This window comes from Actinomadura decatromicini, assembly GCF_008121305.1.
Lineage (GTDB): Bacteria > Actinomycetota > Actinomycetes > Streptosporangiales > Streptosporangiaceae > Spirillospora > Spirillospora syzygii.
On sequence record NZ_VSRQ01000005.1, the window covers coordinates 529,383 to 544,247 of the forward strand.

The window sequence follows — 14,865 nt, forward strand, 5'->3', positions numbered from 1 at the left end:
TCTGCCGGTTCGACCGATTTTCGGGGACGGTCCGTGACCGGAAACAGCCGGAATTCGCTCTCAGGAAACGATGTCGCGTGTCCGGAACCGGCGGAACGCCAGGGCGAAAAGCACCACGGCATAGGAGATCGAGACGGCCGCGCCCTTCGCCATGCCCGTCCATTGGACCTCGGGCTGGAGGACGTCCATCCACGCGTACATCCAGTGGGTGGGGAGGAAGTCGCGCGCCGAGCCGAGCGCGGTGACCGCGTCCAGGATGTTGCTGACGATGACGAGCCCGACCGCGCCGCCGACCGCGCCGAGCGGCGAGTCGGTGGTGACCGACAGCAGGAACGCGAGCGCCGCGACGACGAGCTGGGAGATCAGCGCGTAGCCGACGACGATCGCCATCCGGCCGAGCGCGGTGTCCACCGGGACGGTCCCGCCGGTGGGCAGGTGGACGTCGTCCCAGCCGAACCCCGCCGTGCCCGCGACCAGCGACATCAGCGGCAGGCTGACCACGGCGAGCACCGCGTAGGACAGCGCGACGATCAGCTTCTGGCGGAGCAGCCGGGCGCGCGGCACGGGCGCGGCGAGCAGGTACCGCAGCGACGACCAGCCCGCCTCGCTCGCGACGGTGTCGCCGCAGAACAGCGCGACGGCGACGACGAGCAGGAACCCGGTCGAGACGAACAGGGCGAACAGCGCGAAGTTCAGCGCCCCGGCCGTCGCGACGTCCACCAGCCCGGGGACGCCGTCGCGGCTCGGGTCGCCGCCGAGCTTGAACGCGGCGACCAGCACCCACGGCAGGACGAGCAGGATCCCGAACGCGACGAGCGTCCGCCGCCGCCGGAACTGTCGGACGGCCTCCACCCGCAACGGCAGAGTCCGCCGCACGTCGTAAACGCTCACGAGCTCTCTCCGATGATCTCCAGAAAAGCGTCCTCAAGCCGCCGTCCCGCACCGGTGATCTCCGAGACCGGGCCTGCGGCGACGCGCCGTCCGGCCGTCATGACGACCGCGTGGGTGCAGGTCTGCTCGACCTCGGCGAGGAGGTGGCTGGAGACGATGACCGTCCGTCCGGCGGCGGCGTAGCGGACGAGCACCTCCCGCATCTCGCGGATCTGCGGCGGGTCGAGGCCGTTGGTGGGCTCGTCCAGGACGAGGAGGTCCGGTAGCCCCAGCATGGCCTGCGCGATGGCGAGACGCTGCCGCATCCCCTGCGAGTACGTCCGGACAGGACGATCCAGGGCCGACCCCAGGTCGGCTATCTGCAACGCCTCGTCCAGGTGGGCTTCGTCCGAGGGACGGCCGGTGGCGCGCCAGTAGAGGTCCAGGTTGTCGCGTCCGGTGAGGTGGGGGAGGAACCCAGGCCCCTCCACGAACGAACCCAGCCGTGATAGGACGGCCGCTCCCGGATACACGCGATGACCGAAGATGCGGATCTCACCCGAGTCGGGGTGGATGAGCCCCATGAGCATCCGCAGCGTCGTCGTCTTCCCGGCACCATTCGGCCCAAGGAGCCCGAGCACCTGCCCCTTCTCGACACGGAAAGACAGGTCGGCCACAGCGAGGTGACCGTTCTTGTACACCTTCGTAAGCCCGGCTATCTCCAGCGGGACGTCGCTGTCTTCCTCAGGCCCGCGCCTAAGCCGTCCGGGTAGGACGATGGCAAATGCCACCGCGACGGCGACCAGCGGCAGCCCCCACACCCACCCAGGTATGGGAGTCGGCGCCGCCTTCAACGACGGAACCGTCGGGACGCTCAACGGCGACACCACCCGCACGTTGTACGACGCGGGCTTCGCCGGAGTAGCGAAACCCATGTCGGTGGTGGCGACGACCAGCCGCACCCGATGTCCCTGGTCGAAGTGGTAGTCCATCGCGGGCAGCTCCACCGTGACCTGCACGCCGGACGCCCGGAACGGCGCGGCCAGCCGCCGCGCCAGCGTCGCGCCGCCGCCCGGCGCGACGTCGTAGAGCTTGGCGAACAGCGGGCCGTCGCCGTCCGTCCGGAGGGTGACGCTCGCCGCGCCCGTCAACTGGAGCGGGCGCGCCAGCGGCGCCGTGTCGAACGCCGCGAACTGTCCGGGCTGCTCGGCCGCCAGCCGTCCGCCTCCCAGGCCGCCGCCGAGCGAGCCCAGCGCGCCGAGGCCCGGCAGCGCGGAGATCGCGGTGGGCGACCCGCCCGGCGGGTTGTAGATCGTCTGCGGGCCGCCGCTCAGCGCCAGCGGCTGCCGCTCGTTGGACAGGCCCGGATACGTCCGGGACGTCGCCTCGTCCACGACGACCCGCTGCGTGGACGAGTCGAGCCCGCCCGCCCGCGTCACCATGAAGCGCGGCGCCGCCTCGCCCGACCCCTTCAAGCGCGCGTCGAAGAAGCCGAGCACCAGGTCGTCGAGCCGGTCGGTCTCGGGATCGCCGCCGTCGTGCCCGCCCTGGTACCAGACCACCGACACGGGCGCGCCGTTCCGGGCGATCGCGCGGGCGGTGGCGTCGGCGTGGTCGAGCGGGAACAGCGAGTCGGCCTGCCCCTGGACGAGCAGCGTCGGCACCTTGATCCGGTCGGCGACCGTCGACGGGCTGGACCGGCGCAGCGTCGCGATCGCCGCCTCGGTCGGCCGTCCCTTCTCCGCGATCTCCTGGTACATCGCGCAGAGCGACGGCAGGAAGCGCCCGCAGGCCGTCCGCCCGGCGCCGCTGGTGAAGAACAGGCCCGCCCACAACTTCTTGAACACGCCATCGGACGGGTTCCCCGCGGCGGCGTCCTGGAACAGGGCGTCCGCGAGGTCGTTCCAGGTGATCATCGGGGCGATGGCGTCGACGCGGCGGTCGTGGGCGGCGGTGAGCAGCGCGATCGCGCCGCCGTAGGACGCGCCCGCGATGCCGAGCCGGGGATCGCCGGGCGCGTCCAGCCGGACCTCGGGACGCCGCGCGAGCCAGTCGACGAGCTGCCGGGTGTCCTTCACCTCGTAGTCGGGGGAGTCGAGCGCGATCTCGCCGGTGGAGCGGCCGAAACCGCGCGCCGACCAGGCCAGCACGGCGTAGCCCGCGCGGGCGAGGCCGCGGGCCTGGCGGTCGACGTCCGCCTTGCTGCCGCCGAAGCCGTGCCCGAGCAGGACCGCCGGGGCCCGGCCGCCGCCGACCGGCTTGTAGAACGTGGCGTCGAGCGAGACGCGCTGGTCGTCGTGCGGGCCGTCGACGACCGCGATCCGCTGGTCGAGGGTGCGGACATGCGGCGCACTGTCGGCGGCGACGCCCCACGCGGCGGCCCCGGCGGCGAGCGCGACCGCCGTCCCGGCGGCGGCCCAGCGCGCGGACCGTCCCGTCCTGCCCCATCGCGCGCGGAACGCGCCCCCCGGCCTCATGAAGATCAGCCTATGCGGGCCGTCCGGCCGGTTACCGCGACGCGGCGCGCGGGGCCAGCGCGGCGGTGAACATCGCGGTCACCCGGTCGGTGAGCTCGGCCGGGTCGACGTCGTGCAGGTCGTCGGTGCCGACCAGCCGCCGGATCGGCCCGCCGCCCATGATGATCGTGGACGCCAGCAGCGCGCGGGCGCGGGCGTCGGGCCCGTCCAGCTGGGCGACGATCGGCTGGACGACCACGTCCTCCAGGTAGCGGAGCAGGATCTTCTTCACCTCGGGATGCCCGGCCGACCGGTCGAGCATCCGGGACACGGCGGTGACCTGGCGCTGGTCGATGTGCCGGACGAAGTGCTCGGCGAGCCGCCGCGGCAGCCCCGCCGCGTCGCCCGCGATCACTCCCCGTAGCGCCGACTCCCCGGCGAGGACCTCGCCGAACAGCGCCGGCTTCGAGCCGAAGTAGCGGTGCACGAGCGCCGTGTTCGCCTCCGCCCGCGCCGCGATCATCCGGACGGTGACGCCGTCGTACCCGTGCTCGCCGAACAGGTCGCGGGCGGCGGCGAGGATCCGGCGGCGGGTGGCCTCGCGGTCGCGTTTCGGCCGGGGCTCGATCTCGTCGGCGGTCTGGTTCTCGGCCCGCATTCACGCTCTCCGGGTAGTCGGTCACGTCGGGTGACCATTATCCAACGAGTTGCAAGTAAACAGGCGTCTACATAAGATACATGCAGAGCACAGGTAATCAACTATGTATCCGCAGCATGGGGGCAGGGTGGCGCGAACGAGCGTGGCCTCGGACGGTCCGGTGACGGCTGAACCGGCGAGACCGCAGTACACGCACCGTCAGATCCTGGAGATCCTCTCCGGGCTGATGATGGCGATGCTGACCGCGATGATCTCGACGTCGGTCATCGCGACGGCGCTGCCGACGATCGTCGGCGACCTCGGCGGCCAGGACAAGCTGTCCTGGGTGGCGAGCGCGTCCCTGCTGACCATGACGGCGTCCACCCCGCTCTGGGGCAAGCTCTCCGACATCGCGGGCCGCAAGCTGATGTTCCAGACCGCGCTGCTGACCTTCGTGGTCGCGTCGGTCGCCGCCGGGCTGTCGCAGAACATCGGCGAGCTCATCGCGGCCCGCGCGTTCCAGGGCCTCGGCGTCGGCGGGCTGTCCGCGCTGGCGCAGGTCATCCTCGGGGACGTGGTCGAGCCCCGGCAGCGCGGCCGCTACGCCGGGTTCATGGGCGCGGTGTTCGGCGTCGCGACCGTCGCCGGGCCGCTGCTCGGCGGGTTCATCGTGGACACCGACGGCCTCGGCTGGCGCTGGTGCTTCTACGTGTGCGTGCCGCTCGCCGTGGTCGCGTTCCTCGTCATCCAGCGGGTGCTGAAGCTGCCGAAGGTGCGCCGCGACACCCGCGTCGACGTGTTCGGCGCGTTCACGATCACCGGCAGCGCCGCCACGCTGATGCTCGTCCTGTCGATGGGCGGCACGGAGTTCGCGTGGAACTCCAAGTGGACGTACATCCTGCTCGGGCTCGCCGCCCTGCTGCTCGTCCTCGCGGTGGTCGCGGAGCGCGTCGCCCGCGACCCGATCCTGCCGCCCCGGCTGTTCCGCAACCCGACGTTCCTGCTCACCTCGTTCGTCTCGATCTGCGTCGGCATGGCGATGTTCGGCGCGATGATCTACATGCCGCAGTACCTGCAGATCGCCAAGGGGATGAGCCCGACCGCGTCCGGGCTGATGACGCTGCCGCTGGTCATCGGCATGCTGGTCACCTCCACCGGGTCCGGGCAGATCGTCACCCGGACCGGCCGCTACAAGATCTTCCCGGTGCTCGGGCTGGCGAGCGTCGCGGCCGGGCTATTCCTGCTGTCGCGGCTGCACACCGACTCGTCCAAGTTCGTCATCGGCGCCGACCTCGCCGTCCTCGGCATCGGCATGGGCCTGACGCTCCAGATCCTCATCCTCGCCGCGCAGAACGCCGCCTCGCCCGCCGACCTGGCGTCGACGACGTCCGGCATCTCGTTCTTCCGCAACCTCGGCGGCGCGATGGGCGTCGCCGCGTTCGGGGCGATCCTGACGAACGGGATCGCGGACGAGATCGCGTCCGGGTTCCGCAAGGCCGGGCTTCCGCAGGCGTCCGGCGGCGGGGGCGAACTCGGCTCGCCGGACGACATCCAGAAGCTGCCCCAGCCGATCAAGGGCATCGTGCAGGACGCCTTCACCACGTCGTTGGAGACGGTGTTCCTGGTCGGCGTCCCGGTCGCGATCCTCGGGTTCCTCGCCGCCCTCGCGTTGAAGGAGCTGCCGCTGCGCGGCTCCGCCGGGCGCGGCGAGCCCGACCCGCGGCAGAACGGCGCGCCGGTCGCCCCCGAGGGGCTCGCCGCGCCGTCCGCGGACGGCGGTCCGGGCACCCTCGCCACGGTCGGCGCGGCGCCGCTGGCCACGGCGGTGTCGCCGAACGGGACGTCCCCGGCGGAGGCGCGGCTCCTCGTCCACGAGAACCCCGTCAAGCTGGACGTCAGCGGCTCGAACGGCTCGAACGGGCACGGCGGCGTCCCGGTCCACGGCGTGGTGCGGACCGCCGACGGCGCGCCCGTCCCGGCCGCCGCGCTCACCCTCATCGGCGTGGACGGCCACCAGCTCGCCCGAGCCGTCACCCAGGACGACGGCCGCTACGCCCTGCCCACTCCCGGCCCCGGCAGCTACGTGCTGATCGCGGCCGCGGGCGAGCACGAGCCGCAGGCCGCGACGCTCGTCGTCGGCGACCGTCCGGTGGCCTTCGACGTCCTGCTCGCCGGGAACGGCGGCCTCACCGGGACGGTCCGCAGCGGCGACGGCGAGCCCATCGCCAACGCCATGGTCGTCGTCACGGACGTGCGCGGCGAGGTCGTCGGCACCGAGCGCACCGACGCGGGCGGACGGTACGCGTTCAAGGACGTCGTGTCCGGCACGTACACGCTCGCGGTCAGCGCGGCCGCGCACCGTCCGGTCGCGCTGCCGGTCGAGGTCGCGGGCAACGGCCGGACCAGGCAGGACGTCGAGCTGCCGCCCGGCGCCCGGATCCGCGGCGTCGTCCGCGACGGCTCCGGACGCCCGGTCGAGGACGCCCGCGTCACGCTCGTCGACGCGGCCGGGAACGTCCTCGCCCTGGTGATCACCGGCCCGGACGGCGAGTACGCCTTCGCCGACCTGTCCGGCGGCCGGTACACGGTGATCGCGTCCGGCTACCCGCCGGTCGCCACCGGCCTCTCGCTGTCCGGCGCCGGGCTCGACGGCCACGACCTGACGCTCGGCTATCCCGACGAGTGACGGATACCCTCCCCCTCCCGGACCGTCCGGCGACGGCGGCCCGGCCACACGAGATGCGGATCGGCGATGAGCGCTGAACGAGGTCTGCGCGGCACGGTGCGGACGAAGGACGGCTGGGCGGTGCGGCACGCCGTCGTCACGGTGACCGACCTGGCCGGGAACCAGGTCGCGCGGGAGCGGACCGGGGAGGACGGCGTGCTCGCCGCCGGTCCGCTCCCCGCGGGCACCTACACGGCGATCGTCACGGCCCAGGGCTTCCAGCCCGCCGCCGCGACGCTGATCGCGTCCAGCTCCGGGACCGCCGACATCGGCCGGGTCACGCTGGCCCGCGCGGGCGGCGCCGACCTGCCGCCGCCCGGCCCGTGGACGATCGACCCGGCGCACTCCAGCGTCGGCGCGGTCGCGCGGCACCTCGGGCTGTCGAGCGTGCGCGGACGGTTCGGCGTCTTCGAGGGCCGGGTCGACATCGCCGACCCGGTCGAGGAGTCGCGGGTCACGGCGCGCATCGAGGCGTCGTCCATCGACACGGGGAACAAGATGCGCGACGACCACCTGCGCTCGGCGGACTTCCTGAACGCCGACGTCCACCCGTACATCGAGTACGAGGGCACCGGCCTGACCGCCGCTGGCCCCGATCGCTGGACGGTGCACGGCGAGCTGACGCTCAACGGCGTCACCCGTCCGGTGGACCTCGACCTCACCTACCTCGGCTCGGGCACCGACCCGTGGGGCGGGACGCGCGCCGCGTTCCGCGCGACCGCCGAGCTGCGCCGCGCCGACTTCGACATCCGCTTCAACGAGGTGCTGGAGGCCGGGATCGCGATGGTGGGGGAGAGCCTGCGCGCCGAGCTGGAGATCCAGGCCGCCCAGGGGACGGAACTCCCACAGATGTGACCACCCTCGGACATGTAGGGATTTAGGCCGGAACCACGTGATCTTTACGGCCGCGTGCCATACTCCCGTCGCTGGTCAGGCGGGTGGGAGGGGCGGCGGGGATGACGCGTGCGAAGAAGTCGGGGCGGTCGGTCACGGCGAGAAGGGTGGCCATCGGGCTGGTCGCGGCGGCGGCGTGCGGCCTGCTGGCGACCCTCCTGATCAGGAACTTCGGCGCGCTCGGCAGCGAGGCCGGCGGCTCCTGCGGGACGCGGCGCGGCCCGTGCCCGAACCACTGGGGCCTGATCTTCGCCCTGTCGTTCTTCCCGCTGATGATCCTGGTACCGGCGGCCTGCTACGGGCTGTACAAGCTGGGGCGGCTCGGCTGGGTGGCCGGGCCGGTCGCGGCGGCCGTGTGCGTCTACCCCGGCTGGCTGCTCTTCGACGTCCTGCACGGGCCGACGCTGCGCTTCGCGTGGTCCGCGCCGTCCGACCGGGGCTCCGACACCGACACCGAGGGCGTCTGGATCACCGGTGACGCCGTGGTGCGCGGCAAGTTCGACGGCCTGACCGCCTACGCGGCCGGGACCGGCGAGCAGTCCTGGAACTCGGTCCTGCCCGGCCGCGACACCCTCTGCGCGATGAGCCGGACGGTCGAAGGCGGCGTCGGCCTGATCGCCCACGAGCCCGGCTCCGGCCAGTGCGGCTCCCTCGCCGCGATCGACACCGCCACCGGTCGGACGCTCTGGAACCGGACACTCCCCACCGGCCGTCCGTCACTCTCGGACAAGGCCGACTCGCTCGCCATCGCCGGAACCACCGGCGCCTACCGGACGAACGACACCGTCGAAGGCTTCGCCGTCCGAGACGGCAAGACCCTGTGGAAGCAGGAGAACAAGCTGAACGGCTGCTCCTTCGAGTGGGTGGCGGGGACGTCCGCCCAGGTCCTCCTAGGGGAGCGCTGCACCCGGACCACCGGCACCGGCGTCACGACCAGCCAACTCGTCCGGGCGCTCGACCCGGCGACCGGCCGCGAGCTGTGGAAGACCGACCTCCGCGTCATCGGCAACGCCAACGTCGACCTGGTCCACGCCGCGCCGCTCGTGCTCGCCGTCCGCGAGTCCGACGCCCGGGGCAAGAAGTCGCTGACCGTGCTGGACGCCCAGGGCCGCGTCACCGCGACCATCCCCACCGACGACCCCGGCCGGAGCATCGACACCTTCGACCAGTCCGGCTCAGCGGCCGTCCCGAGCCGGAAGATCGCGGTCTCGGCCGCCACGCTCGTCGCCGTCGCCCGCGCCGACCGAGGCGAGAACTCGCTCGTCGGCTACCGCCTCAGCGACGGCCGCCGCCTCTGGACGACCGGAACCAGCCGCAACACGATCGACGCCATCGCCTTCGACGGCAAGAACGTGGTCACGCTCACGTCCCACTTCACGACGCTGCAACTACGGTCGTACGACTCGTCCACAGGCGAGGAACGGACGTCGGCGGTCGCCCCGTCCCGCTGGAACGACTCCCGCCCCCGCCTCCTCCCGTCCCCCGCGGGCCTGATAATCGCCAGCTCCTCCGGCCGCACCCCATACCACCCTCTAACCATGCTCCCCCGCCCCTGACCACACCGACCACCTGGCATCGACCCACACACGAACGGCCCCGCCGGGAGGACGAGGCCGCTTGTTCGGGACGCTGAATCAGAAGTCCAGTTCGCCTGCCTTCACCGCGACGACAAGCTGGGCGAAGCCTTCAACCGAGACCGCGAGGTGTCCAGCTTCGGGGGCCTTGCTGTCCCTGATGCCGCACCCTTCGACAAGGGCCGCGACCTCCACACACTCCTCGCCGGACGTGTTGCTCCGGCTGGACTTGCGCCATTCGATCACTGTATGGCCTCCATGATCCGCTCGATGCGACCACATGAGGCGGACGCGGACAGCGCTTCGGAGCCTATGAGGTCGAAGCGCCGTTGGAGATCGTCCAGCCTCGTCGGGTCATGGGTCACTCTGCCACCTGTGTTGGCCTCCAGGTAGGCCGCAGATCGTTTTGCCTCAGTGAGGAGTGTGAACGAGCCGTCCAAGCCGACGTGCGCGCCGACCGAGCGCGGCACAATTCGCAGAATGACGTTTCGCCGGTGGCTTACTGAGATCAGCCGGGCAAGCTGCTCGCGCATTACTTCCGCGCCACCTACGGGCTGATCCAGTGCCGCCTCGTTGATCAACACGCGCAGCTCCGGCGGGTGCTCTCGCTCAAGCACTGCTTGACGCGCCATTCGAGCGGCGACGGACTCCTCTACGTCCTCGATGATCTGACCGCCCTCCAGCAGCGCGCGAGCGTAATCCGGGGTCTGGAGCAGCCCAGGGATGATCGCAAGAGCCCAGTAGCAGATACGGGACGCCCTGGCCTCAATCGGCGTGTACTGACTCCACCAGCCGGGGTCGTGCGCCCGCTCCGCCAGACGACGAAGCCGGGTGAAGTGCCCCGCAGTACGCCATACCAGGTCAAGAGTTTCGGCGTGCTTCATGGGCAGGTTCTCGCGGGCCGATTCCCAGTTCGAAACCTGAGTTTTCGTCACCCCAAGAATCTCGCCGAGAGCGGGCTGCGTCATGTTGCGCTCAAGCCGCCATACCCGCAGGTCAGCGGCTAGCCAGTGCCAATGATCGTTATCTGGATCAAGATCGTTCCGAGGGGGCATTCGAGATCCTGGAAATACAGATTGTTTGGTTGAACGCTAGAACTGTACCCGCAGACGGCAGCCTTTGTCGCGAGAAACAGAGACCCGAAAGGGCTGCCCATGGACGCCGCCACGCGCAAAACAGACCAGACCAACCAATTTGCGGTGAGAGTTACCGCATGTCGCGAAACCGTGTATTTGACGCGCGATCTCGTGCGAAGCAGCCTCAATGTGTGGGGGCTCAACGCCTACCGCAGTGACGCGTGCCAGATCATGTCGGAGTTGGCGTCCAACGCGGCACGCTATTGCGTGAGCGAGAAAATGTGCGCGTGGGTCAGCCGCCTCGACGTCGGCATCGAGATGTGCGTCTGGGACGACCACCCCGGCCGGCCGCTGTTGCAGACCCCGGGCTACTTCGGCGCCCACGGCCGGGGCCTGATCATCGTCCAGGCGTTCGCGACCGGCGGCTGCGGCTGGGCCGAACTCGCGGCGGGAAAGGTCGTCTGGGCCCGCATCGCAATCGACGAGCGCTTCATCCGAGCCGCCGCCCTCTCCGCCGGATGCCCCATAGTCGGCGCCCTCCCACACATGGACAGAACACACCGAATGACGGTGTCCCCCTAGACAGGCCCTCGCCCCTGCGGCATCACCCCCCGCGCACGTTCGTGCCCCCCACCGAACGCGCGTCCTGAAGCCACAGGGGCGAGGGCCGCCGTCCACCCCCGAGAACCCGCCAGCCGGAGGCGAAACGGCATGACCGAACCCCTCCAAGCAGCCGTCCTGATCGCCACAGCGTTATCTCTGCCAGCCGTCGTCGTTGTCGGCTTCCTACTCGTCCTGGCGTCCAAGCGCCGGTTCTGTAGTAGGAAGCCACCGCCAGGGTGGAACCCGACGCTGCCCGCCGCAGAGGCGGTCAGCGCCGCCTACGAGGAAGCCATGCGGACGCGAGAAATCACGCCCAAGGTGCGCAACCTGGTGCACCAGGACGTGACAGCGCAATCCACTCCCAGGTGCGAGTGTCTAGGACGATTCGCTGAATGCTTTCGCTATTACTGGTGGACTTGTGGAGGTTTCCAATGCCTTGACAGACTTCCGTGCGTGGACGACGACCCACGGTTAGACCAACCTGACAAACCGGAGGGAACGGGAGGAGCGGACCGCCCGCCACCGCCACCCCCGGACCGTCCCGGCTCTCCCGGTCAGCCCTCCCGCGCCGAGTCACGCGCGGCGGCCAGGACCACCGACAAACCGCCGGAAGAACGTACCGAGACCAGTGGCAAGTCGGAGACAGCCGAACCAGCACGCGAACAGGGAGAGCAGAAGCCCCAGGAGACGCCGGAAACGGAGTCCCTGCTTGAGCGGATGCCGTCCCACAGCGGTTTCGCTAACCTGGCCGAGGAGTTCGACGCCCGGCGCGCGAGCCGCGAGGCCGCCCAGGGAAACGGAGTCACCAACGAACAATCCTCCGAAATCACCAATGGGCAATCCTCCGAGACCGGCAGGCCGGACAAGCAAACGGCTGAGCTGGACGATGACGCGATCAAGGAACAGATCGACCCGTTCGCACCAGACCTCAGCAAGAGCGAGGGGCGGAAGGAAACCTTCGAGCAGACCGCGCGGGACTCCGACGCCGAATGGACCGACGGTGTGGACCGTGTTGAGGATCTGCCTACCGGCGAGGATCTCGCCGAACAGAGCGACAACGCGCCGAAGACCGACCGGTTCCGCAGAACGGGATACGAGAACCTCGGCACGATCAAGGGTCGCCTGGAGAGCGCGACCGACGCCGTTGACAAGGCCCTCGGGCCACGTCCGACCGGGCACGCCGAGACCAGAGCCGACGGGCCCGTGATGGCGGAGCCGCCCCACTCGGGTGTGGACGCGGGAAGCGCTGCTTCGGCCATGCTCGCGGCCGGAATTTTGGGCGCCGAAGCGCTCCGGTGGGTACGAGGAAAGATCAATGAGAGGGGCACAGATGAGAGTGACCGCTGATCACGTGGCACCGATCCGGGCGATGCTCACCGGAGATATCGAAGGCTACAAGCGGATGAGCCAACAGATTACCGACCCGGCAGGCTCGCGGGCTCTCGGTGCTCTCATCACTGTCTCGTTCTTTCGCGCCGGAGAACAGAGATTCAAGGGTGGCACGGCTGCCGATGTGACGGCCTTCGTGGAAGACCTCAGGACCCGGCGCGGCTTGGCGAACGAAGTCGATCCTCAGATAGCGGAACGTCTCCTGCTCGCCACCTTCACCGACGAAGAGATCGACGACATCAGTGCTGAGGCCCAGGGCGACCACTTCGGCGTCTTGCTGGCCGGTCTGATCGCGGACGCGGACCTCTCCGAGGCTCAGCTCGACGCCTTCCTGGAAGACGCCCGCAAGTCCGCCGACGAGTGGTTGGCCGACGCGCCCCCTTTGCCCTGATGCTCCTGGCTCGAAGCTGGCCGAAGGGGACGATAGTGAAGGGGCCAAGTACGACAGCCTTCGCACGACGCTATATGCGGCACGCGGTCGACCCGCACATTGCCGAACGTCTCCTCTTGGCCGTATCCACCGGCGCGGACATCGACGACATCGACGCTGAGGCACGGGGCGGACACTTCATCCTTCTGCTGACCGCCCTGGTCGTTGAATCAGATCTCTCCAACTCGGAGCTGGACGCGTTCCTGGACGATGCTCGCAAGCTCGCCGACGAGTGGCTGGCCGACGCCCCGCGCTGAACCGACGACGTGGACGGCTTCGCATAGAACGACAAGCACCTCGGCGAGCCGTCACATGCCCTTCATCTCGCTAGCGAGGCGTTGTTCACGCTAGGTGTCGTACGGGTGAGGCGGCCAGGCGCGTGATGAGTCAGATCCGAGAACGGAGAGAGGCCAGTGACGACGGTAAGCACTGACCAGGTGGCGTCGATACGAGCGGTGCTCGCGGGAGACGTTGGCACCTTCGACCGCATTACCGGTCGACTCAGCTCGGAGGAAAGAGACGCTCGCGGTGTGCTCGTCGCGGCGGCCTTCGCCGAGGCCGCGCACCGAAGGTTCGCGAAAGCCGCCGACCCGTCGGCGGCAGTCATCCAGTTCGTCTCCGACCTACGCGCCCAGCATCCCCTGACAGGCGACTTCGACCAGCACACGGCGGAACGTCTCCTCTTGGCCACGTTCACCGATGAGTCCATCAGCGACGTCCCAGACGAGACCAAGGGCAGTTACTACATGCTGCTTCTCGCGGGCATAGTCAAGGTCGTCGGCCTTTCCGAGGCTCAACTAGACGCATTCCTGGAAGACGCTCGCAAGCTCGCCGACGAGTGGCTGGCCGCCGACGCGTCCTGAACCGGCGCAGGGAGCGATGCGGCCGAACGGCTCTTGTCACATTCAGCCGGACGTCACGGCCGGAGCCAAAGCCGTTCGCCCTGTTCGTCGGCTGTGATGCCGCAGCGTTCTTCACCGGCCGTGCCGTTATCCACCCACCAGGCGCAAGCGGCCGACCCGCATCAGTCCTGCATCGATGCAGGAAGTGCAGCGTCAGCGTTGCTGGCGACGGGCAAGTCGTCGCGGAGTCGTTCCGGTGGATGCGGGACAGAACGAAGAGGGAGACAGATGAAGGTCACCGCTGACCAGGTGGAGTCGATTCGGGCCATGCTTGCCCGCGACGCCGAGGGTTTCGAGCGGATCAGCGAGCAACTCGATCCGGCCACGCGACCAGCGCGAGGTGCGCTCATCTCCGTCGCGTTCTTCCTGGCGGCAGAGCGGAGATTCGAGGGCGGGTCGCCCTCCGACGTGACCGCCTTCGTGGACGATCTGCGCACACGGCGCGGACTCGCGGATGAGATCGACGCTCGCACAGCTGAGCGATTGCTCTTGGCCACCTTCACCGATGAGGACATCGAAGACATCAGTGGCGACGCTCAAGCCGACCACTTCGCCATTCTGCTGAGCGGGATCATCGCGGACGCGAGCCTGCCCGATGCCGAGTTGGACGCGTTTCTGGACGATGCTCGCAAGCTCGCCGACGAGTGGCTAGCCGACGACCCGCGTTGAACCGGCGCAGGGAGCGACTCGGCTGCAGAACGTCTGGTGAGACTCCCGCCCGCGCCTGCTCGTCGGCCTCGTCCGACGCATCCTGGCTGCTAACACGCCTGCTGTTGTCAGGGTGTTCCTGACAAGTTAGAGTGTCAGGGACACCCTGACAACTGAGGAGTGCATGTGGCAATGCCCGACACCCTGGCCGAACTTGCTCGGTGTTCCTTCTGTAACAAGCCGGATACCGAGGTCGAGAAGCTGGTCGCCGGTGCTGGAGTGAACATCTGCGACGAGTGCGTGGCTCTGGCCGCGTCGATCATTGACGGGAGTCTCGGCGGCACCACGGAGCCGCGCGTCCCCATCTGGGATTCGCTGACGGACGAGGAGATGCTGGGCCATATACCGCGCGTCGCCGCACACATCGATCAGGCCGAGGCCGACCTGCGCTCGTGGGTGCGGGAGCTGCGCCGACGCGGCGTCACCTGGACCAAGATCGGCGAAGCGCTCGGGACCACCCGCCAGTCCGCGTGGGAGCGGTTCTCCGGCGAGGAGTGACACGACCTGGGAAAAGCCGACCACCTTCGCCAGGGCGCAGGAGGTGATCGACGCTGACGTCCATGATGATGTCGGTGATCGTTCCGTCTCGCGGGTGTTCGTC

15 protein-coding genes are annotated in these 14,865 nt (G+C 69.7%); 10 read left to right on the plus strand and 5 right to left on the minus strand.

Annotated elements, in window-relative coordinates:
* Positions 1 to 60: 60 nt before the first annotated feature.
* From FXF68_RS25220 to FXF68_RS25230, 3 genes are read right to left on the minus strand one after another with little or no spacing between them, the layout of a single operon-like run.
* Positions 61 to 891, minus strand: coding sequence for an ABC transporter permease (locus tag FXF68_RS25220; protein WP_148763291.1), 831 nt, complete (start codon positions 889 to 891; stop codon positions 61 to 63).
* Entirely contained in the window at positions 888 to 3,347 is a 2,460-nt protein-coding gene (locus FXF68_RS25225) for an alpha/beta fold hydrolase (protein ID WP_148763293.1), read from the minus strand. The genes FXF68_RS25220 and FXF68_RS25225 overlap by 4 nt, the downstream gene beginning before the upstream one ends.
* Positions 3,348 to 3,378: 31 nt before the next feature.
* Entirely contained in the window at positions 3,379 to 3,984 is a 606-nt protein-coding gene (locus FXF68_RS25230; protein ID WP_148763295.1) for a TetR/AcrR family transcriptional regulator, read from the minus strand.
* Positions 3,985 to 4,087: 103 nt separating this feature from the next.
* On the opposite strand from FXF68_RS25230, the gene FXF68_RS44665 reads away from it, so the two are divergent.
* The 3 genes from FXF68_RS44665 (at position 4,088) to FXF68_RS25245 (ending at position 9,138) form a co-directional block, all read left to right on the plus strand.
* The gene (locus tag FXF68_RS44665; RefSeq protein WP_148763297.1) at positions 4,088 to 6,649 is read left to right on the plus strand and encodes an MFS transporter; all 2,562 of its coding nucleotides are present in this window, start codon (positions 4,088 to 4,090) and stop codon (positions 6,647 to 6,649) included.
* A 66-nt stretch (positions 6,650 to 6,715) separates the two neighbouring features.
* Positions 6,716 to 7,543 carry a YceI family protein gene (locus tag FXF68_RS25240; protein ID WP_148763299.1) on the plus strand — a complete coding sequence of 276 codons (828 nt, stop codon included), beginning with the start codon at positions 6,716 to 6,718 and terminating at the stop codon, positions 7,541 to 7,543.
* A 101-nt stretch (positions 7,544 to 7,644) separates the two neighbouring features.
* A complete protein-coding gene (locus FXF68_RS25245; protein WP_148763301.1) occupies positions 7,645 to 9,138 on the plus strand; it encodes an outer membrane protein assembly factor BamB family protein in 1,494 nt (497 codons plus the stop codon).
* A gap of 78 nt (positions 9,139 to 9,216) precedes the next feature.
* Here FXF68_RS25245 and FXF68_RS25250 read toward each other — a convergent pair whose 3' ends face one another.
* Together FXF68_RS25250 and FXF68_RS25255 are read right to left on the minus strand one after the other, a co-directional pair.
* On the minus strand, positions 9,217 to 9,402 hold the full coding sequence (locus FXF68_RS25250; protein WP_246178925.1) for a DUF397 domain-containing protein: 186 nt from the start codon (positions 9,400 to 9,402) through the stop codon (positions 9,217 to 9,219).
* Complete coding sequence (locus tag FXF68_RS25255) at positions 9,399 to 10,211, minus strand: helix-turn-helix domain-containing protein (protein ID WP_148763305.1); 813 nt, start codon at positions 10,209 to 10,211, stop codon at positions 9,399 to 9,401. Before FXF68_RS25255 ends, FXF68_RS25250 begins: the two co-directional genes overlap by 4 nt.
* 99 nt (positions 10,212 to 10,310) lie before the next feature.
* Between FXF68_RS25255 and FXF68_RS25260 the strand changes: the two genes are divergently transcribed.
* From FXF68_RS25260 to FXF68_RS44525, 7 genes are all read left to right on the plus strand, one after another.
* Positions 10,311 to 10,814 carry an ATP-binding protein gene (locus tag FXF68_RS25260; RefSeq protein WP_148763307.1) on the plus strand — a complete coding sequence of 168 codons (504 nt, stop codon included), beginning with the start codon at positions 10,311 to 10,313 and terminating at the stop codon, positions 10,812 to 10,814.
* A 474-nt stretch (positions 10,815 to 11,288) separates the two neighbouring features.
* Positions 11,289 to 12,182: a hypothetical protein gene (locus FXF68_RS25265; RefSeq protein WP_148763309.1), complete on the plus strand. Its 894-nt coding sequence runs from the start codon at positions 11,289 to 11,291 to the stop codon at positions 12,180 to 12,182.
* A complete protein-coding gene (locus FXF68_RS25270; protein WP_148763311.1) occupies positions 12,172 to 12,615 on the plus strand; it encodes a hypothetical protein in 444 nt (147 codons plus the stop codon). Before FXF68_RS25265 ends, FXF68_RS25270 begins: the two co-directional genes overlap by 11 nt.
* A 116-nt stretch (positions 12,616 to 12,731) precedes the next feature.
* Positions 12,732 to 12,911 carry a hypothetical protein gene (locus FXF68_RS25275; RefSeq protein ID WP_148763313.1) on the plus strand — a complete coding sequence of 60 codons (180 nt, stop codon included), beginning with the start codon at positions 12,732 to 12,734 and terminating at the stop codon, positions 12,909 to 12,911.
* Between the two features lie 156 nt (positions 12,912 to 13,067).
* Positions 13,068 to 13,517 carry a hypothetical protein gene (locus FXF68_RS25280; protein WP_148763315.1) on the plus strand — a complete coding sequence of 150 codons (450 nt, stop codon included), beginning with the start codon at positions 13,068 to 13,070 and terminating at the stop codon, positions 13,515 to 13,517.
* Positions 13,518 to 13,784: 267 nt separating this feature from the next.
* The gene (locus tag FXF68_RS25285; protein WP_148763317.1) at positions 13,785 to 14,225 is read left to right on the plus strand and encodes a hypothetical protein; all 441 of its coding nucleotides are present in this window, start codon (positions 13,785 to 13,787) and stop codon (positions 14,223 to 14,225) included.
* A 171-nt stretch (positions 14,226 to 14,396) separates the two neighbouring features.
* Positions 14,397 to 14,762 (plus strand): ClpX C4-type zinc finger protein, encoded by a 366-nt coding sequence (locus tag FXF68_RS44525; protein ID WP_148763319.1) that lies wholly within the window; start codon positions 14,397 to 14,399, stop codon positions 14,760 to 14,762.
* Positions 14,763 to 14,865 lie beyond the last annotated feature (103 nt).

Coding starts and splice junctions, on each gene's coding strand:
- FXF68_RS44525 (WP_148763319.1), top strand. CDS start 14,397: ATGCCCGACACCCTGGCCGAACTTGCTCGGTGTTCCTTCTGTAACAAG.
- FXF68_RS25245 (WP_148763301.1), top strand. CDS start 7,645: ATGACGCGTGCGAAGAAGTCGGGGCGGTCGGTCACGGCGAGAAGGGTG.
- FXF68_RS25255 (WP_148763305.1), bottom strand. CDS start 10,211: ATGCCCCCTCGGAACGATCTTGATCCAGATAACGATCATTGGCACTGG.
- FXF68_RS25230 (WP_148763295.1), bottom strand. CDS start 3,984: ATGCGGGCCGAGAACCAGACCGCCGACGAGATCGAGCCCCGGCCGAAA.
- FXF68_RS25240 (WP_148763299.1), top strand. CDS start 6,716: ATGAGCGCTGAACGAGGTCTGCGCGGCACGGTGCGGACGAAGGACGGC.
- FXF68_RS44665 (WP_148763297.1), top strand. CDS start 4,088: ATGTATCCGCAGCATGGGGGCAGGGTGGCGCGAACGAGCGTGGCCTCG.
- FXF68_RS25260 (WP_148763307.1), top strand. CDS start 10,311: ATGGACGCCGCCACGCGCAAAACAGACCAGACCAACCAATTTGCGGTG.
- FXF68_RS25225 (WP_148763293.1), bottom strand. CDS start 3,347: ATGAGGCCGGGGGGCGCGTTCCGCGCGCGATGGGGCAGGACGGGACGG.
- FXF68_RS25285 (WP_148763317.1), top strand. CDS start 13,785: ATGAAGGTCACCGCTGACCAGGTGGAGTCGATTCGGGCCATGCTTGCC.